Origin of the sequence: Caldimonas thermodepolymerans (assembly GCF_015476235.1) — a bacterium.
Classification (GTDB): Bacteria; Pseudomonadota; Gammaproteobacteria; order Burkholderiales; family Burkholderiaceae_C; genus Caldimonas; species Caldimonas thermodepolymerans.
Genome location: NZ_CP064338.1, coordinates 3,841,124 through 3,858,501 on the forward strand (window position 1 = coordinate 3,841,124; position 17,378 = coordinate 3,858,501).

The 17,378-nt window shown below is 71.1% G+C and carries 21 protein-coding genes; 4 read left to right on the top strand and 17 right to left on the bottom strand.

Annotation, left to right across the window (positions count from 1 at the left end):
• Positions 1-30 precede the first annotated feature (30 nt).
• The 3 genes from IS481_RS18150 to IS481_RS18160 are packed head-to-tail and all read right to left on the bottom strand — an operon-like array spanning position 31 to position 3,089.
• Positions 31-816, bottom strand: coding sequence for a helical backbone metal receptor (locus IS481_RS18150; protein ID WP_104358568.1), 786 nt, complete (start codon positions 814-816; stop codon positions 31-33).
• A complete protein-coding gene (locus tag IS481_RS18155; protein ID WP_132766263.1) occupies positions 813-2,042 on the bottom strand; it encodes a zinc ribbon domain-containing protein in 1,230 nt (409 codons plus the stop codon). Before IS481_RS18155 ends, IS481_RS18150 begins: the two co-directional genes overlap by 4 nt.
• 54 nt (positions 2,043-2,096) lie before the next feature.
• Positions 2,097-3,089 carry a zinc ribbon domain-containing protein gene (locus IS481_RS18160; RefSeq protein WP_170067484.1) on the bottom strand — a complete coding sequence of 331 codons (993 nt, stop codon included), beginning with the start codon at positions 3,087-3,089 and terminating at the stop codon, positions 2,097-2,099.
• A 315-nt stretch (positions 3,090-3,404) separates the two neighbouring features.
• Between IS481_RS18160 and IS481_RS18165 the strand changes: the two genes are divergently transcribed.
• Positions 3,405-3,803, top strand: coding sequence for an RNA recognition motif domain-containing protein (locus tag IS481_RS18165; RefSeq protein WP_104358571.1), 399 nt, complete (start codon positions 3,405-3,407; stop codon positions 3,801-3,803).
• Between the two features lie 95 nt (positions 3,804-3,898).
• Here the strand turns inward: IS481_RS18165 and IS481_RS18170 are convergent, their stop codons facing one another.
• Genes IS481_RS18170 through fumC form a run of 3 tightly spaced genes read right to left on the bottom strand, consistent with a single transcriptional unit; the run spans position 3,899 to position 6,600 of the window.
• Positions 3,899-4,207 (bottom strand): P-II family nitrogen regulator, encoded by a 309-nt coding sequence (locus tag IS481_RS18170; RefSeq protein WP_104358572.1) that lies wholly within the window; start codon positions 4,205-4,207, stop codon positions 3,899-3,901.
• 16 nt (positions 4,208-4,223) lie between these two features.
• Entirely contained in the window at positions 4,224-5,153 is a 930-nt protein-coding gene (locus IS481_RS18175; protein WP_104358573.1) for a sodium-dependent bicarbonate transport family permease, read from the bottom strand.
• A 46-nt stretch (positions 5,154-5,199) separates the two neighbouring features.
• Positions 5,200-6,600 (bottom strand): class II fumarate hydratase, encoded by a 1,401-nt coding sequence (gene fumC, locus IS481_RS18180; RefSeq protein WP_104358574.1) that lies wholly within the window; start codon positions 6,598-6,600, stop codon positions 5,200-5,202.
• A 197-nt stretch (positions 6,601-6,797) separates the two neighbouring features.
• Here fumC and IS481_RS18185 point away from each other — a divergent pair, with 197 nt between their 5' ends.
• Together IS481_RS18185 and IS481_RS18190 are read left to right on the top strand one after the other, a co-directional pair.
• Positions 6,798-7,298, top strand: a complete 501-nt coding sequence (locus IS481_RS18185; RefSeq protein WP_104358575.1) for a hypothetical protein — start codon at positions 6,798-6,800, stop codon at positions 7,296-7,298.
• Positions 7,295-7,762 carry a hypothetical protein gene (locus tag IS481_RS18190; protein ID WP_104358576.1) on the top strand — a complete coding sequence of 156 codons (468 nt, stop codon included), beginning with the start codon at positions 7,295-7,297 and terminating at the stop codon, positions 7,760-7,762. Before IS481_RS18185 ends, IS481_RS18190 begins: the two co-directional genes overlap by 4 nt.
• A 48-nt stretch (positions 7,763-7,810) precedes the next feature.
• Here IS481_RS18190 and IS481_RS18195 read toward each other — a convergent pair whose 3' ends face one another.
• The 5 genes from IS481_RS18195 to IS481_RS18215 form a co-directional block, all read right to left on the bottom strand.
• The gene (locus IS481_RS18195) at positions 7,811-8,428 is read right to left on the bottom strand and encodes a DinB family protein (protein ID WP_170067485.1); all 618 of its coding nucleotides are present in this window, start codon (positions 8,426-8,428) and stop codon (positions 7,811-7,813) included.
• A gap of 110 nt (positions 8,429-8,538) precedes the next feature.
• Positions 8,539-9,315 carry an SDR family oxidoreductase gene (locus IS481_RS18200; protein WP_104358578.1) on the bottom strand — a complete coding sequence of 259 codons (777 nt, stop codon included), beginning with the start codon at positions 9,313-9,315 and terminating at the stop codon, positions 8,539-8,541.
• On the bottom strand, positions 9,312-10,007 hold the full coding sequence (gene lptC / locus IS481_RS18205; RefSeq protein WP_104358579.1) for an LPS export ABC transporter periplasmic protein LptC: 696 nt from the start codon (positions 10,005-10,007) through the stop codon (positions 9,312-9,314). The genes IS481_RS18200 and lptC overlap by 4 nt, the downstream gene beginning before the upstream one ends.
• Complete coding sequence (locus IS481_RS18210) at positions 10,004-10,591, bottom strand: KdsC family phosphatase (protein ID WP_104358580.1); 588 nt, start codon at positions 10,589-10,591, stop codon at positions 10,004-10,006. Before IS481_RS18210 ends, lptC begins: the two co-directional genes overlap by 4 nt.
• A gap of 5 nt (positions 10,592-10,596) precedes the next feature.
• Positions 10,597-11,607 carry a KpsF/GutQ family sugar-phosphate isomerase gene (locus tag IS481_RS18215; RefSeq protein ID WP_104358581.1) on the bottom strand — a complete coding sequence of 337 codons (1,011 nt, stop codon included), beginning with the start codon at positions 11,605-11,607 and terminating at the stop codon, positions 10,597-10,599.
• 150 nt (positions 11,608-11,757) lie between these two features.
• On the opposite strand from IS481_RS18215, the gene IS481_RS18220 reads away from it, so the two are divergent.
• Positions 11,758-12,297, top strand: a complete 540-nt coding sequence (locus tag IS481_RS18220) for an adenine phosphoribosyltransferase (protein WP_104358582.1) — start codon at positions 11,758-11,760, stop codon at positions 12,295-12,297.
• Between the two features lie 49 nt (positions 12,298-12,346).
• Here the strand turns inward: IS481_RS18220 and IS481_RS18225 are convergent, their stop codons facing one another.
• The 6 genes from IS481_RS18225 to rpmH all read right to left on the bottom strand — a co-directional run bounded on the left by IS481_RS18225 (position 12,347) and on the right by rpmH (position 17,135).
• Complete coding sequence (locus tag IS481_RS18225) at positions 12,347-12,814, bottom strand: cyclic nucleotide-binding domain-containing protein (RefSeq protein WP_104358583.1); 468 nt, start codon at positions 12,812-12,814, stop codon at positions 12,347-12,349.
• Positions 12,815-12,994: 180 nt separating this feature from the next.
• Complete coding sequence (gene mnmE / locus IS481_RS18230; protein WP_104358584.1) at positions 12,995-14,386, bottom strand: tRNA uridine-5-carboxymethylaminomethyl(34) synthesis GTPase MnmE; 1,392 nt, start codon at positions 14,384-14,386, stop codon at positions 12,995-12,997.
• Positions 14,387-14,465: 79 nt separating this feature from the next.
• On the bottom strand, positions 14,466-16,145 hold the full coding sequence (gene yidC, locus IS481_RS18235; RefSeq protein WP_104358585.1) for a membrane protein insertase YidC: 1,680 nt from the start codon (positions 16,143-16,145) through the stop codon (positions 14,466-14,468).
• A complete protein-coding gene (gene yidD / locus IS481_RS18240; protein WP_104358586.1) occupies positions 16,142-16,453 on the bottom strand; it encodes a membrane protein insertion efficiency factor YidD in 312 nt (103 codons plus the stop codon). Before yidD ends, yidC begins: the two co-directional genes overlap by 4 nt.
• A gap of 32 nt (positions 16,454-16,485) precedes the next feature.
• On the bottom strand, positions 16,486-16,971 hold the full coding sequence (locus IS481_RS18245) for a ribonuclease P protein component (RefSeq protein WP_232529379.1): 486 nt from the start codon (positions 16,969-16,971) through the stop codon (positions 16,486-16,488).
• Positions 16,972-17,000: 29 nt separating this feature from the next.
• Positions 17,001-17,135 carry a 50S ribosomal protein L34 gene (gene rpmH / locus IS481_RS18250; protein WP_104358587.1) on the bottom strand — a complete coding sequence of 45 codons (135 nt, stop codon included), beginning with the start codon at positions 17,133-17,135 and terminating at the stop codon, positions 17,001-17,003.
• Positions 17,136-17,378 lie beyond the last annotated feature (243 nt).

A 17,378-nucleotide genomic window follows, 5' to 3' on the forward strand; every position in this document is an offset into this window, starting at 1 on the left:
TGCGACCGGCAGGGCCGCCCGCGCCGCCGCTCAGCCGGCCTCGCGCGCCAGCGCGCGCAGGTAGGCGATGCCGTCGGCCGCGCGCGGGCCGTACCAGCTGAGCAGCTCGGCGTCGACCAGCCGCACCCGGCCCCGCCCACCGGCGGCCTGCAGCCACCGCCGCACCTCCTCGACGTGGGACGGCCCGAAGCGGTACGGCTCGCTGCCCAGGAGCACCTCGTCCACCTCGCGCAGCCACGGCGCCTGCACGTCGAACACGGGATAGCGTGCCGCACCCTGCGGGCCGCCCTCGACGTCCGGCAGCGTCTGCCAGCCCACCAGCGCGAGCATGCGCGAGATGTAGGTGTCGCGCGCCACCGTCATCCACGGCTCGCGCCAGATGCAATAGAGCACGCGCTTCGGCGGCCAGGGCTGCGCCGCGGTGCGCTCGAGCTCGTCCTGCAGCCGTTGCGCCAGGGCGGCGGCGCGCTCGCGCACGCCAGGCACCGCGCCGAAGGCCTCGACCATCTGCGCATGGAGCACCAGGTTGTCCTGCGGCGCGCACGGGTGCGTGACGATCACCTGCGGCACGAACTCGCGCAGCGCCTGCACCGTGGGCCATTCGTTCTCGTCCACGTTGACGACCACGTGGGTCGGGGCCAGCTCGCGCAGGCGCGCGAGGTTCACGTCCTTGGTGCCGCCGACCTTGGGCACGTCCTGCAGGGCCTCGCGCGGGCGCACGCAGAAGCCGGTGCGGGCCACCAGCCAGGGGGCCAGCCCCAGCGCGACGAGCAGCTCGGTGACCGACGGCACCAGGCTCGCGATGCGCAGCTTCATCGTGGCGCCGCCTCGGGCCGGTCGCCGTCCAGCGGCGCACCGCAGGTGCCGCAGTAGTGGTCGCCCGGCTGCACCGCATGCTGGCAGGCCGGACAGCAGGCCACGGTGGCCACCAAGTCCAGCGGCACGTCCACCTCGGTGGTGGAGGCCAGCGGCGAGCGCGCCATCGTGATGGTGGTCTCGAGTGCCGACGCCTCCGGGGCCACCGTGGCCAGGATGCCGCGCGACCGTGCGGCGCCGGCGGCCGCCCCTGCCGCCTTCGTGCCCGCCGCTGCACCACCGGGCCGGGCCGGGTCGTGCCCGGACGCGGCCTCGTCCTCCGCATCCGCATGGGCCAGGTAGACCTCGCAGGCCCCGCGCAGGTAGACCAGCCCGGGCAGCACCGAACCGACCACCGCCACCACCCCGCCACCGATCACGCCGGCGGCCGCATAGGCGCTGGCACCCACGTTGACCCCGGCGCCTGTCAGGCTGCGCAGGCCGAAGCCGAACAGCCCGGCCATCAGCTGCTGCGCCGGCGCCTGCGGGCCCAGGATCCAGGCCGACAGGCGCGCGACCACCTGGCCGCCGACGGCGACGACGAACATCACCAGGGCGCCGACCACGCTGGCCAGCAGCCCCACGACCAGCATCAGCAGCACCACCTCGAGCAACCGGCGCCGCGCGATCGCGAACAGCCGGCTCACGCATTGCAGGGTGTCGGCCCCCTCCCAGACCGCCGGCGCGGCCAGCGGCACCACCACGGTAGGCAGGACCAGCAGGGCCAGCCCGGCGATCACCACCGCCACCGGCAGCACCACGGTGTAGGCCGCCGGCCCCAGCACGGGCGCCTTGCAGACCACCAGCACCAGCGCCAGCAGCAGCGCCCCGGCCGCGTAGGCGATCGCGATCAGCAGCAACGCCCCGAGCAGGCGGTGCGCGGTGCGCAACGCGGTGGCGAGCGCATCCACGATGCCACGCCGCGGTTGCCCACGCGCGTCGTCCATGACCATCAGGCCGGCCGCATTGCCGCCATAGAACGCGACGAGGAAGGCCAGCACGCCGTACAGCACCATCGTCGCGCCCTGTCCGCGGGCCACCGCCTGCGCCAGCATCGCCAGCAGCAGCCCGGCCGCGGCGAAGGTGCCCAGCAGCACCGCCAGCGCCGGCAGGTGGCGTACCCCGTCGACGCACGCCAGCACGGCGCGCAGGGATCGGAGCGGGTCACGTGGGGGGATGGAAGTCATGGGAGACCAGGTGCACCGCGGCCCGTTCCAGGGCCGGCGGTGCAGGCAGGAACGTCAGCGCAACTGGTTCTGCTGCTCGCGTCGCCGCTCGGCTTCCAGGAACTCGACGCAGCGCGGATGCCTGGCCTTGACCGGATCCTGGCATTCGTTCTTCAGGCAGTTCAGCAGGGCCAGGAACACCCGTCCGCCGCACACCTCCGCCGGGACGGCGGCCTGGGCCGGCCGGGCCGCCGGCGCCGGTGCCGGGGCGGGTGCAGCAGATGCCGCGGCCGCCTTGCGGCTCGCTTCGGCGCGCGCGGCGGCTTCCGCGCGGGCACGCGCTTCGGCCTCGGCCTTCTCCTTGGCCGCCCGGGCCCGCGCCTCGGCGCGCGCCTTGGCCCGTGCCGCCTCCTCGGCCCGGCGCGCCGCCTCGTCTTGGACCGACGGCACCACGGGCGGGGTCTCGGCGACCGCGGGCGCCGCGTCCTCCACCGCAGGGGCGGCCTCGACCGGCGCCGCCGGCGGCTCCGACGACGGCTCGGGAAGGGCCGCGAGCGGTTCCGAGGCCGGCGCTTCCAACGCGACCGGCGGCTCGGCCGGCGCCGTGGGCGCGACGGGCTCGGGCGGCGCGGCCGGTGCCGGCGCCGCCTCGGCCTGGCGGTCGCCCCCCGCGGGCTGCGACATCCACCAGGCGCCGCCGCCGACCAGCACGGCCAGCACCACCAGGGCACCCACGATCAACGGGGACTTGCGCCGGCCCGCAGGCGGCTCGTCCATGAAGCTGGGCGCCGCGGGCGGTTCGGCAGGCGGCGGCGGGGCACTGGGCGGCTCGACCGGCGGCAGCACCGACAGCGGATCGAGCGAAGCGTCGGGTGCGGGCGCGGGTGCAGGCGGCACCGGTGCGGCCGGCGAGGACGCCGGGACCACGACGGTGGCATCGGGCGCAGCAGACGGGGCGGGCGTCGCCGGCGCCGGGGGCGCCACGCTGGCCAGCGAGGTCCCGCAGCCCCGGCAGAACTTCGCGGTGTCCCGGTTGTCGGTTCCGCATTTCGGGCAGGTCTTGCTCATCTCGTCCTCCAGCATCCCGCGTCACCCGGGTGCCTCCTGCACGGCAGGCACGCCGCGCACCCCTTCTGGCGCGGGCGATGATAACGAGCCGTTTCCCGATCACCAATCGCCGCTTCAGGGTTTACACGGAGAAAAACTCCCCTTCGACCTGATTTACCGCATCCAAACAACAATTTTTCACAAAAGGGGCCCACACGCCCCCCGGCTGCCCACATAATGGCCCTTCGAATGTCTGGAAGCGGCGCCTCGATCTGAGTGGTTCATGAGGGTGGTAGCTCCAACTGACTGTGACGTGTATTTGAAAGGGGCTCTCTCATGGGCAACAAGCTTTACGTGGGCAATCTGGCCTACAGCATCCGCGACGAAGAACTGAACGAGGCCTTCTCGCAATTCGGCAACGTGACCTCCGCCAAGGTCATGATGGACCGCGACACCGGCCGCTCCAAGGGTTTCGGCTTCGTCGAAATGGGTTCGGATGCCGAGGCGCAATCCGCGATCAACGGCATGAACGGCCACCCGCTGGCCGGCCGCGCCATCGTGGTCAACGAAGCGCGCCCGCGTGAAGAGCGCCCGGGCGGTTTCGGCGGTCCGCGCGGCGGTGGCGGCTTCGGCGGCCGTCGTGAAGGCGGCTTCGGCGGCGGCGGCCGCGGCGGCTACGGCGGTGCCGGTGGCGGCGGCCGTGGCGGTTTCGGTGGCGGCCGCGGCGGCTACTGATCGATGATCCCGGGTGGCGGCGCAGCCGCGACCCCTGCGACGAAAGCGGCGAGGCTCCGGCCCGCCGCTTTTTTCATTTCCAGCCGGCGGCGCTTTCAGAATTTCTGCGGCCGCAACACCTGCACGTCGGTGAAAAACAGCGTCACGCCGTAATGCGGCGCGTACGTGGCGAGCACATGCTCGGCAATGCGGTCGGCCACGCCCGCCTCGCAGATCACCTTCATCTCGATCGTGCGGTCGGCCTCCCAGGCGCCCTCGCGCACGCCGGACGTGCCCTCGCCGCGCACGTCGTAGACCGTGTAGCCTTGCGCGCCCAGTCGCTTGACGTCCTGCACCAGGCGCTTTTCGAGCACCGCCTCGGTGATGATCACCAGCAGCTGTCGCGGATGTTTGGTCAGCGCCATCGCGTGCCTCTTTCTCTCAGCTCAGGGCCGTTGCCAGCCGGATGTACAGCGGGATGCCGAACACGATGTTGAACGGGAAGGTGATGCCCAGCGCCGCGGTGATGGACAGCGCGGCATTGGCCTCGGGCACCGCGATGCGCATCGCGGTCGGCGCGGCAATGTAGCTCGCGCTGGCCGCCAGCGCCGCCATCACCGCCACGCCCCCGGTCGACAGCCCCATCGCGAGGCCGACCAGCGCGCCGACCGTGGCCAGCACCGGCGGCACCAGCAGGCCCACGCCGATCACGACCAGCCCGAAGCGCCGCACCTCCGCCAGGCGCGCGCCGGCGACCAGCCCCAGCTCGAGCAGGAACAGCGCCAGCACGCCCTTGAACGGCGCGACGAACACCGCCTCGATCGGCTGCGTGCCCTCCACGCCCGCGACCAGCCCGATCAGCAGGCCGCCTAGCAACAGCAGCACGCTCTTGCCGAACAGCACCTCGTGCAGCAGCGCACCCCAGCGCACGTCCTTCAGCTGCGACAGGCGCGCGAGCAGGATGCCGGCCACCACGCCCGGCGCCTCCATCACCGCGACCCACAGCGGCGCGTGCGTCTCGTAGGCGATGCCCTGGCGGGTCAGCGCCGCGGTGGTCACCGCGAAGGTCACCACGCTCACCGAGCCGTAATGCGCCGCGACCGAGGCGCTGTCCGCCCCCGAGAGCTTCAGCGCGCGCAGCACCGGGTACAGCGCGAACGGGATCGTGAAGCTCAGCAGCATGGTGCCCGCCACCTGCGGGGCCAGGGTCAGCAGCGGCTGCTTGGAAAGTTCGATGCCGCCCTTCAGGCCGATGGCCAGCAGCAGGTAGATCGACAGCGTCTCGTACAGGGCCTCGGGCAGCCGCAGGTCGGACTTGACCAGACGCGCGAACACGCCCAGCAGGAAAAAGAACACGACGACATCGATCATGGGCCGCCATGGTGCCATGCCCCGTGCGGCCGGAGGGCGGCAGGGCTTATCCGGGCCGGGTCATCTCCAGCGGGTCGATCCAGCGGTCGTAGTCCTCCGCGCTGACGTGGCCCGAGGCCAGCGCCGCCTCGCGCAGCGTCAGGCCTTCCCGGTGCGCCTTCTTGGCGATCTGCGCGGCGCGGTCGTAGCCGATGTGGCGGTTCAGCGCCGTCACCAGCATCAGGTTGCGCTCCAGGTGTTCGTCGATCACCGCCTCGTTGGGCTCGATGCCCTGCGCGCAGTGGCGGTCGAACGCGCTGCACGCATCGCCCAGCAGCTCGATGCTCTCCAGCACGTTGTGCACCATCACCGGCTTGTAGACGTTGAGCTGGAAGTTGCCCTGCGTGCCGGCGAAGGCCACCGCGGCGTCGTTGCCGAACACCTGCACGCACACCATCGTCAGCGCCTCGCACTGCGTCGGGTTGACCTTGCCCGGCATGATCGAGGAGCCCGGCTCGTTCTCCGGGATGCGCAGCTCGCCGATGCCGCAGCGCGGGCCGCTGGCCAGCCAGCGGATGTCGTTGGCCATCTTCATCAGCCCGCCGGCCAGCGTGCGCAGCGCCGCCGAGCACTGCACCAGCGCGTCGTGTGCCGACAGCGCGAAGAACTTGTCCGGCGCCGAGACGAACGGATGCCCGGTCAGGTCGCCCAGCTTCTGCGCGACCAGGTCGCCGAACTGCGGGTGCGCGTTCAACCCCGTGCCGACCGCGGTGCCGCCGATCGCCAGCTCGTGCAGCGCCGGCAGGCTCGCGCGCACCGCGTTGAGGCCGAAGTCGATCTGCGACACCCAGGCGCCGATCTCCTGCCCCAGCGTGATCGGCGTGGCGTCCTGCAGGTGGGTGCGCCCGGTCTTGACCAGGTGCTCGTAGGTGCGCGCCTTGCCGGCCAGCGTGTTGCGCAGTGCCGTGACGGCCGGGAACAGGTGCCCGTGCAGCTGCTCGACCACCGCCACGTGCATCGCGGTCGGGAAGGTGTCGTTGGAGGACTGCCCGCGGTTGACGTGATCGTTCGGGTGCACCGGCTGCTTGCTGCCCAGCACGCCGCCGGCCAGCTCGATCGCGCGGTTGGCGATCACCTCGTTGGCGTTCATGTTGGACTGCGTGCCCGAGCCGGTCTGGAACACCACCAGCGGGAAATGGTCGTCCAGCCGGCCGTCGATCACCTCGTCGGCTGCCAGCTCGATCAGCCGGGCGATCTCCGAAGGCAGCTCACCCAGCTCGGCGTTGGCCTGCGCCGCGGCCTTCTTCAGCAGCCCCAGCGCGCGGATGACGGGCCGCTGCCAGCGGAAGCGCTGCACGCCGATCGGGAAGTGGTGCAGGGAGCGCTGCGTCTGCGCCCCCCAGTAGCGATCGCCGGGGACTTCGATCGCGCCCATCGTGTCGGTCTCGGTGCGGGTGACGAGGTGCATGGCCGCCCTCCTTTCGCGGGGACGGACAACCTTAGCGCCGATGGCCTGGCCGCGCCATCGGGGGCGGCGGTTTCTCCCCATCCTCAACATGCTGTCGCGCAACGACACAACTTGCTACGGGCTCGACGCCCTCCAGCCGCGGCCCGCCTGCTTAGGATGCGGCCGCCCACAAGAAGAAGCGTTTCAGGGAGGCCCCGATGATCCACACCACCGTGCCGCTGGCCGACGCGGTCGGCAAGCACATCAGCCACTTCTGCCCGTTCGAGCTGGGCACACAGGATGATCTGAACCACTGTGCTCATCTCGTGAGCCACCTAATGGGCTATGAATTCGGTAGTACGTGCAAGAACCGCACATGGGCCGAAAAGCAACGCCCGGAAGGCGCGACCATCCGCGTCAATGAGATCTTCAATCAGTGTTTGGACCGAGGTGCATGGGCAGACCGGCCCGCCCACCTTTCCTCCTGCCTGATCTTCGTCACGCACAAGAGCAACATGGACCGACCCGGTCACCTGCTGAGGATGAAAGACGGTTCCAAAAAGCACATCGGCATTTATGTCGCCGGTACGGTCTGGCACTACAGCAACAGCGCGGACAAGGTAGTGCAGGACACGGAGATGGGGTTCATGCGCACGTTCGAGCGTGCCTACCATCTGCCGGGTGAAACCGTCACGTTCTACTATGGAGCGTTCCTATGATGCGCAAAGCGCTCTCCGCACTCCTGTTGAGCTGTTGCTCGGCCGCCTGGAGCCAGGCCATCACGGATCCGATGACGGGAGCCCCGATCGTCATCGACCCGACCATCCCGCCGAAAGGGACGCAGCTCGTGCAGCTGTTCCTGCTCCACGCTGCCGCCTCCCTGCAGGGAAGCCACTGCATGGGTACCGAGGAGGAGCGCCGCCGGCTCACGCTGGGAGACCGTCTCGCCGTGGTGCTGGGCGAGGCACTCCTGCGCAACGAGACCCAAAAGGGCCTCCTGCATGGACGGTGCTTGGCGGACAAGTCCGACGCCATCCCGGGTCGGGTGATCGACACCTGGCAATGCGAGCTGCGCACCGAACTGGTCGACGCGCAGGGCGAATTCATCGCGGACGCCTCGGTCAGCGCCCATTTCACCCGGGACACCTGGAGCTTCGTTCCCGGCAGCGTGGGGTGCCTCTGACCCCTGAACCGTGCAGCGCGCCCTCCCCGGGGCCGGCAGGCGCGCCGTTCAATGCGCGCGTTGCAGGTCCTGGCCCGGACCGTCGCCGGACGCCGAGGGGGCCTCGTCCGCCCCCGACCCCGGGGCTTTCGCGGCGCCCTCGCGCCACGCCGCCCCGCCATCGCAGAACGGTTCGTCGGGTGGCGGGCGCGGCACCGCGCGACCCGCCAGCATCGCGTGCACCCGACCGCGCTGCTCGTCCTGGTGGCGGAACAGCTGCACCAGCAGGCGGTCCAGCCGCTCGGCACGGGGCCCGCGCTCGCGCGGCACCGTCACCGGCAGGCGCAGCTGCGACGCGTCCAGGTGCCGGCACAGCGTGATCAGGCGTGCGTCGCAATCGGCCAGCGCGGCAGCCAGCTCGGTGCAGGTGCCGCAGGGCTCGGCCGGGTCGAAGAACCCGCGCCAGCGCTCGTTCGGCGCGCGGCCCTGGCAGGCGCGCTCCATCGCGTCGAGGTAATGCCGCTCAACCGCCAGCAGGCGGTTGAGCATCGCGCGCAGCGACGGGAACGCGCCCGCGCGCCGTTCGGTGAACGCCAGCGGGTCGAGCTGCGCGCAGGCGTACAGCAGGCGGTAGTTGGCCCGGCGGTTGTCCAGCGCGCGGGCCAGGAAGTGATGCGGCAGGTCCATCTTGCGGCGCATCCGGTGCAAACGGCCATTGTCGGCCGCAAGGACCGCGAGCGGTCGAAACGATCCGCAGCGTTTTGTGACCAGGCGCACCAGCGCGGTGCCCGGCCGCCCTATTCGCCGCGCCGCTTTTTGCGGGCCCGCCCGGCCAGCAGGCGGTCGAACAACGGGTCGGGCAGCACGCGCAGCAGCTTGGCCACCACGCCCATCTGCCAGGGGATCACCCGGTAGCTGACGCCCGCCTCGATGGTGCGGAAGGCCTTGTCGGCGAACGCTTCGGCACTCATCAGGAAGGGCATCGCATAGCGGTTCTCGCGCGTCAGCGGCGTGTCGATGTAGCCGGGCGCGATGGTCACCACCTGCACGCCGTACGGGCGCAGTTCGCCGCGCAGGCTTTCGCAGTAGTTCACCACCGCGGCCTTGCTGGCGCAGTAGGCGCCGTGGCCCGGCAGGCCGCGGATCGCCGCGACGCTCGCGATGCCCACCAACGTGCCGCGGCGGCGCTCGCGCATGCCCTTGACGAAGGGATGGAAGGTCGCTGCCATGCCGAGGTTGTTGGTCTCGAAGGTGGCGCGGATCACCTCCAGGTCCTCGTACTCGGCGGTGTCGACGCCGACGCTGATGCCGGCATTGGCGATCACCACGTCCGGCAGCCCCTGCTGCGCCAGGCAGGCGCGCCCGGCCGCGACGATGCCGTCGACATCGCGCACGTCGGCGGCGTAGACGGCAAAGCGCTGCGCGTCCCAGCCCTGGGCGCGCGCCCAGGCCTCGGTCTCGGCCGCGCGCCGGGCCACCAGCGCGAGCCGGTAGCCGGCGCGGTGGTAGCGCGCCACCAGCGCCTGGCCGATGCCGCTGGAAGCACCGGTGATGTAGGCCAGCGGCGCGCTCATCCGTTGCGTCCCCCGCGCGGGCGCGCAGGCAGCACGCCGCGCACCTGGCCCTTGAGTTCCAGCACCTGCTTGCCGTGGTCGTAGCGCAGCGAGGCCGCGCGCACTTCCATGCCGCCACGGCGCAGCACCACCGGCTGGTCCGATTCCACGCGCTGCGCGTCGGTGTAGACGTGCAGGAACTCGCCGAGGAACTCCAGCCGGTCGTTGCCGCCCGGTGCGTCGGGCGGGCCGCCGGCCTCGCGCACCACGTGCGCCTGCCCGATCAGTTGCACCTCGCTGGCATTGCGGTTGGACACGCCACGCCGCGCGGTCGCCACCGTGACGCGGCCGTACTCGTCGACCGAGCGCACGCGCACGTCGTCGATCTCGACCATGTCGGTGGCCGGATAGTGGCGCATCTCGCGCCCTTCGAGGAAGGTGCTCGGGCGCCCGGTGGGCGTGAAGTGCTGCACCGAGAACCCGGTCATCACGTAGTCCGGGTCCTGACGCGGCGGCGCCTCGGCGCGCGGTCCATCGGGCACGGGGGTGTTCTTCACCAGCCACCAGGTGCCGGCGGCGAGCAGCGCCATCAGCAGCAGCGGCAGGTAGATCGTGATCGTGTCGACCAGCCGCACCCACCACGGCAGCTTCGGTCGCACCGGGCCGCGCGGCACCGCCGGCGCCAGCACCACCCGTTCGGCCGGAGCATTCATGCGCTGCCGCCCTGCCGCCCGTCGTCCAGCGTCTGCAGGTGACCTTGCAGCAGCTCGGCGTAGCGGCCCTGCGCCACCAGCAGCAGGTCGCAGAACTCGCGCGCCGCGCCCTGGCCGCCGGTGGCAGTGGTCACGTAGTGCGCCGCGGCACGCGCCTCGACATGCGCGTTGGCCGGCGCACAGGAGAAACCGGCGCGCGCGAGCAGCGGCAGGTCGGGCCAGTCGTCGCCGATGGCAGCCAGCTGCGCCCAGTCGATGCCCAGCTGCTCCATCAGGGCCCGCGCCGCGGCGAGCTTGTCGTGCACGCCGTAGCGCGCGTGCTTCAGGCCCAGGTCGGCGATGCGGCGGCGCACCGCCGGCGAGTCGCGCCCGGTGATGACCACGGGCTCGATGCCGGCAGCCGCCAGCAGCTTCATGCCGTGGCCGTCCAGCGTGTTGAAGGCCTTGAAGGTCTCGCCCTGTTCGCCGATGTAGATGCGTCCGTCGGTCAGCACCCCGTCGACGTCGAAGATGGCCGCGCGGATGCCCTGCGCCTGCAGCAGCAGCTCGGGCGGGAAGTTCAGGTGCGGTTCGATCGGGCGCATGAGCGTCAGATCACCTTCGCACGCATCAGGTCGTTGGAGTTCAGCGCCCCGATCAGGCGGCCGGCCTCGTCGACCACCAGCACCGAGGTGATGCGTGCCTCCTCCATCAGGTCGGCGGCCTCGACGGCCAGTGCATCCTCGCGCACCAGGCGCGGGTTGGGCGTCATCACCTCGCCGGCGGTCAGGTCGCGCAGGTCGCGGCCCTTCTCGATCAGGCGGCGCAGGTCGCCGTCGGTGAAGATGCCGACGATGCGGTCCTCGTCATCCAGCACCGCGGTCGCGCCCAGGCCCTTGGAGGACATCTCGCGCATCATCGCGGTGAAGCCGGTGCTGGTGCGCACGCGCGGCACCGCGTCGCCGCTGCGCATCACGTCGCGCACGTGGGTCAGCAGCTTGCGGCCCAGCGCCCCGCCCGGGTGCGAGCGCGCGAAGTCCTCTTCCTTGAAGCCGCGCGCGTCGAGCAGCGCGACCGCCAGCGCGTCGCCCAGCGCCATCTGCGCGGTGGTGCTGGCCGTGGGCGCGAGGTTCAGCGGGCAGGCCTCCTTCGGCACCGAGGTGTCGAGCACGATGTCGGCATGGCGCGCGAGCGACGACGACGGCCGGCCGGTCATCGCGATCAGCGGGATGAACAGCCGCTTGAGCACCGGCAGGATGGCGTTGAGCTCGTCGCTCTCGCCGGAGTTGGACAGCGCGACCACCAGGTCCTGCTTGGTGATCATGCCGAGGTCGCCGTGGCTCGCCTCGGCCGGATGCACGAACATCGCCGGCGTGCCGGTGGACGCCAGCGTCGCGGCGATCTTGCGGCCCACGTGGCCGCTCTTGCCCATGCCCATCACGACCACGCGGCCGGAGCATTTCAGGATCGCCTCGACCGCGCGGGCGAACGAGGCGCCCTGGCGTTCCTTGAGGCCCAGCAGCGCGTTGGCTTCGATCTCGAGCGTCTGGCGCGCCAGCGCGACGGCCCGATCAGCGTCGAAGCGGCCGGCCGGCTGGGAAGTGGAAGTACGTTCTGACACGGGGACAGCCCCATCGATTGCGATCTGCGAATTCTAGGCTTGGCGCCACCGCCTGCCGGCGACGCGGCCCGCGCGGCCGTGACGCTCCCCACGAAGGGCGCGCCCGCGCGACAATGAGGGGTTTGCCGTACACCGCCCCACCCCATCGCCATGGACGACCGCACCTACATCAAGAGCCACATCCGCACCGTGCCTGACTGGCCCGAGCCGGGCGTGCAGTTCCGCGACATCACGCCGCTGCTGCAGAACCCCAAGGTGTTCCGGGTGCTGATCGACCAGTTCGTGCACCGCTACTTCGACGTGCGGCCGGACGTGGTCGCCGGCCTGGACGCGCGCGGCTTCATCATCGGCTCGGTGCTCGCCTACGAGCTCAACGTCGGCTTCGTGCCGATCCGCAAGAAGGGCAAGCTGCCCTTCACGACCGTCGAGGAAACCTACGAGCTGGAATACGGCTCGGCCACCGTCGAGCTGCACACCGACGCGGTCAAGCCCGGCGACCGGGTGGTGCTGATCGACGACCTGATCGCCACCGGCGGCACGATGATGGCCGGCAAGCGGCTGCTCGAACGCCTGGGCGCCCAGGTGATCGAGGGCGCGGCGATCGTCGAGCTGCCCGAGCTGGGCGGCGCCGACAAGCTGCGCGCCGCCGGCCTGCCGCTGTTCACGCTGGTGTCGTTCGAAGGACACTGAGCGGCCCGGGTGGCCTGCCGGGCACCGCCGGCAGGGTGTCGGGTCCGGTTCAGGTGACCGGCATCTGGCGCGCCAGGTTGGCGCGCATGCGCGCCGCCATCACGGCGCCGGCGGCGCGCAGCAGTTCCAGCGCGACGGCCGGCACGCGCAGCGCCATTTCCTCGAAGCGCGGCAGCCGCAGCGCCCACACCGCACCGGAGGTCATCGCCTCGACGTTGGCCATGCGCGGGCCGTCCGCGAACAGGCTGGGCTCGCCGATGACGGAGCCGGGGCGCAGGATGGCGACCTTGCTCGAGCCGGGCGGCCCGCCGGTCATGTAGACCTGCAGCGTGCCTTGTTCCAGGAAGTACAGCGCACGGTCACGATCGCCCTGCCGGATGATCATGTCGCCCATGCGCATTTCGTGTCGGGTCAGGTACTGGGCCACGGTGCGCCACTGCTGCATGTCCAGGCGAGCACGCAGCGCATCTTCGGTGTTGAGCGACTGGATCGCCTGCACCACCTCGCTGAAGTCCATTTCGATCCCCTACTGCGGTCCGTGTTGGTATCGCCTGCCGCGCAGCGGCCGCGGCAGCGCATCGGTTTTTCTCGAAGTGGCGGGATTATCGGGCGGGTGTCCGGCCGCCACAATGCCGCTGCCGCCGCACTGACACGCCGTCCGTCGCCCGCACCCCCTGCATCCACGGGGGGAGCGCCCTCACTTGCCGATGCAGAAGCGGCTGAAGATCTCGCCGAGCAGGTCGTCGGCGGTGAACGCGCCGGTGATCTCGCCGAGCGCATCGTGCGCCAGGCGCAGCTCCTCGGCGAACAGGTCCAGCGCCTGGTCGGCCGCCGCGGCATGCTGGCGCGCCAGCTCGACATGCTGCGCGGCCCGGCGCAGCGCCTGCACATGGCGCTCGCGCGCGATGAACACGCCTTCGGGCTGCGCATGCCAGCCGGCGAGCTCCAGCAGCAGGCGGCGCAGCTCGTCCATCCCGGCGCCGGTCTTCGCCGAGATCGCCACCGCGCGCTCGCCGGGCGCGGCTGCGGGCGGCGCCGCCCCGGCGTCGAGCTTGTTGTAGACGTGCACGATGCGCGCCGCCGGCAGCAGCCGGGCGGCGATCTCGCGGTCGCCCGCGTCGTAGCCGGGCTCGCCCAGGCGCGTCAGGTCGTGCAGGAACAGCACCGCGTCGGCGCCCTCGATCTCGGCCCAGGTGCGCGCGATGCCGATGCGCTCGACCTCGTCGGCCGCCTCCTCGCCGGCGCGCAAGCCCGCGGTGTCGATCACGTGCAGCGGCACGCCCTCGATCTGGATGGTCTCGCTGACCTTGTCGCGCGTGGTGCCGGGGATCGGCGTGACGATGGCCAGCTCCGCGCCGGCCAGCGCGTTGAGCAGCGAGCTCTTGCCGACGTTGGGCTGGCCGGCCAGCACCACCTTGATGCCTTCGCGCAGCAGGGCGCCCTGGCGGGCGCGGTCCAGCACCGCGTCCAGCGCGGCGCGGATGCCTTCCAGCTGGCCCTGTGCGTCGGCCTGCTGCAGGAAGTCGATTTCCTCTTCCGGGAAGTCCAGCGTCGCCTCGACCAGCATGCGCAGGCGGATCATGCGCTCGCGCAGCTCGTTGACCTGCTGCGAGAACGCCCCGCTCAGCGAACGGCTGGCCGAGCGCGCCGCGGCCTCGGTGCTGGCCTCGATCAGGTCGGCCACCGCCTCGGCCTGGGCCAGGTCGAGCTTGTCGTTGAGGAAGGCACGTTCGGTGAACTCGCCCGGCTCGGCCAGGCGCAGCCGCGGCAGGTGCTGCCGCCCGACTTCCAGGCAGCGCGCCAGCAGCAGCTGCAGCACCACCGGGCCGCCGTGGGCCTGCAGCTCGAGCACGTCCTCGCCGGTGTACGAGTGCGGTGCCGGGAAGTACAGCGCCAGCCCGTGGTCGATCGGCTGCCCGTCCGCGCCCGGGAACGGCAGGTAGGTCGCATGGCGCGCCTTGAGCGCCACGCCCAGCAGCGCCTGCACGTACGGCGCCAGGCCCAGCCCCGACACCCGCACGATGCCCACTGCCCCGCGTCCCGGGGCGGTGGCGATCGCGACGATGGGGTCCTGGTGGCGGCTGAGCATGGTCGGGATTGTCGAGCAGAAAGAAAAATCGCCCCGAAGGCAGGACCTTCGAGGCGACCGCAGGCCGGAGGGACGGGCCTTACTTCGTGACACCGAGGCGCTTGTTGATGACGTACTGCTGCGCGATCGACAGGATGTTGTTCGTCAGCCAGTACAGCACCAGGCCGGCCGGGAACAGGAAGAACATCACCGAGAAGATCAGCGGCATGATCCACATCATGCGGGCCTGCACCGGATCCGGCGGGGTCGGGTTCAGCCAGGTCTGCAGCAGCGTCGAGGCGGTCATCAGCAGCGGCAGGATGTAGTACGGGTCCTTGACCGACAGGTCGGTGATCCACAGGATCCACGGCGCGTTGCGCATCTCGACCGAGGACAGCAGCACCCAGTACAGCGCGATGAACACGGGGATCTGGATCAGGATCGGCAGGCAGCCGCCCATCGGGTTGATCTTCTCCTCGCGGTAGATGCGCATCATCTCCTGCTGCAGCTGCTGCGGCTTGTCCTTGTAGCGCTCGCGCAGGTCCTGGATGCGCGGGCTGATGGCCTTCATCTTGGCCATCGAGGCGTAGGCCTTGGCGTTGAGCCAGTAGAAGGCGACCTTCAGCAGCACCACCAGCGCGACGATGGCCCAGCCCCAGTTGCCCAGCAGGCCGTACAGCTTGTCCAGCAGCCAGAACAGCGGCTTGGACAGGATGGTGAACCAGCCGTAGTCCTTGACCAGGTCCAGGCCCGGGGCCAGCGCCTCCAGCTTCTTCTCTTCCTGCGGGCCGGCGAACAGGATGGTGTCCACCGCGTGCGTCTCGCCCGGGGCGATCGCCGGCAGCGGCTGCACCATCGCGATCGAGTACAGGTTGTTCGCCACCTTGGCGGCGCGGAACTCGCGCGGCGCCGGCGCGTTGTTCAGCCAGGCCGAGGCAAAGTAGTGCTGCACCATCGCCACCCAGCCGTTGTCGGCCGGCGGAGCGGTCTCGGCCTTGCCCTTCTCGATGTCACCGAAGGCGATCTTGTGGAACTTCTTCTCTTCCGTGTAGAGCGCCGGGCCGGTGAACGTGTGATAGAAGCTCGATTCCCCCGGCGGCGGGTTGCCGTCACGCACCAGCTGCAGGTACAGCTGCGGCTCGCGCGGCGCGTCGCCGACGTTGATCACCTCGTGCTTCACGCCGATCGCGTAGTCGCCCCGCTTGAAGGTGTAGGTCTTGCGGTACTGCAGGCCGTTGACCGGGGCCGATTCCAGCGTCAGCTGCAGCTCGTTCTCGCCCTCGTCCAGCGTGCGGTCGCCCGGCAGCGCGGTCATCACGCTCAGGTGGTTGGGGAACGCGCCGCCCGTGTCGTGGCGGTTGATCAGGCCGGACTGGGCCAGGTAGGTGCGCTGCGCCGAGCGGTCCATCAGCACCACCGGGTTGCCGCGGTCCTGCTGGTCCTCGTACTTGAGCAGATCCAGGCGCACCAGCGAACCGCCCTGGGTGTCGACCTCGGCGCGGTAGACGTCGGTGACCAGCGTGATCCGCTCGGTGGGCGAGCCGGCTGCGGCCTGGGTCGCGATGCTGGACGAGCCGGTCGTGGCGCCGGCCACGGCAGCAGGCGCAGGCACGTCGGCCGCGGACCCGGTCCCCTGGGGCGGTTCGGCCGAGGCGCTGGCAGCAGGCGGCTGCGGCGAGAACATCGACGGCCGGCCGTTGTGCTTGTTCCAGGCGTCCCACAGCAGGACGAGTGACAAGGTGAACACCATCCACAGGATGGTGCGGCGCATATCGGTCATGGAGACGACTCGCTGGTAGAGGGTGTGGAAACGGGAGGCGTCGCCGCAGCGGAGGCGCGCGGCGGCAGCAGGCGGGTGAACAGGCGCGGCGGATGCTCGGGCACGGGGTCGATGCCGCCCTCGCACCACGGGCCGCAGCGCAGCAGCCGGCGCGCCGTCAGGTAGCTGCCGGCGCCGGCGCCGTGGCGCTCGATCGCCTCGAGCGCATAGGCGGAACAGGTCGGATGGAAACGGCAGCCCGCGCCGAGCCAGGGGCTGAGCAGCAGCCGGTAGCCCCGGATCAGAACCAACAGCGCTCGTTTCAGCATCACCCGGCCTCGATCATCCGTGGGTGTTTTCTTCAGGTCGATGCTGGCGGCGCGGCCAGCTGGCGGCGCGCCCGGGCGGCCCCTTGCGCCAGCAGTGCATCGAGCTCCTGGCGCGCGGCCCGCTTCAGCACCTCGGACGCCGAGCTGCGGAACTGCTCGCGATCGAACGCGGTGCGCAGCCGCACCACCCAGATGCCGGCCGGCAGGTCGCCGGCATGGCGCTCGAAGCAGGCATACACCTGGCGCTTGAGCAGGTTGCGGGTCACGGCCCGCCGCGCCCAGCGCTTGGGGAGCACCGCGCCGGCCTGGCAATCCACAGCCGGGGGGTGCCCCGGTGCCTGGCCTGTTGACAACTCGGCCGCCGGCACGAAATGCAGCATGAAATGCGGGCTGCGGGCCACGATGGCCTGCGGGCCCGCACCCAGGGCGCGTTCGAAGCCGGCCCGCTGCTTCAGGCGTCGCACCCGGCAGCGCGCAACGCTGCCGAATTCAGCAGGCGCGGCCGCGGCAGCCGGCATCGGACGAGGCCCTCAGGGCCACAGGCCGGTCAGACCGCCAGGCGCTTGCGGCCCTTGGCGCGACGCGCGTTGATGACCTTGCGGCCATTGCGCGTCTTCATGCGGACCAGGAAGCCGTGCGTGCGCGCGCGGCGGACCTTGGAAGGTTGGTAGGTGCGTTTCATGATCGAGTCCTCGTGTCGCCCCGCACCCGCCGTCATCCGGGGATAGGAGCCTCAAACCAAAGCCCGCGCAACCGGGCTTCCATCCGTCCCGACCCCGGCGCCAGCCGCGCAGCGCGCCCGGCCTGGCCGGCCCTGCGGAAAAAGCGCGCAGACGCAAGCCGCTCCGCAAGGATTCGGGAAACCCGCGATTACAACAAAAATCCCCTTGTTGGTCAATGACTTACCGCGAGCCCAGCCGGCAAG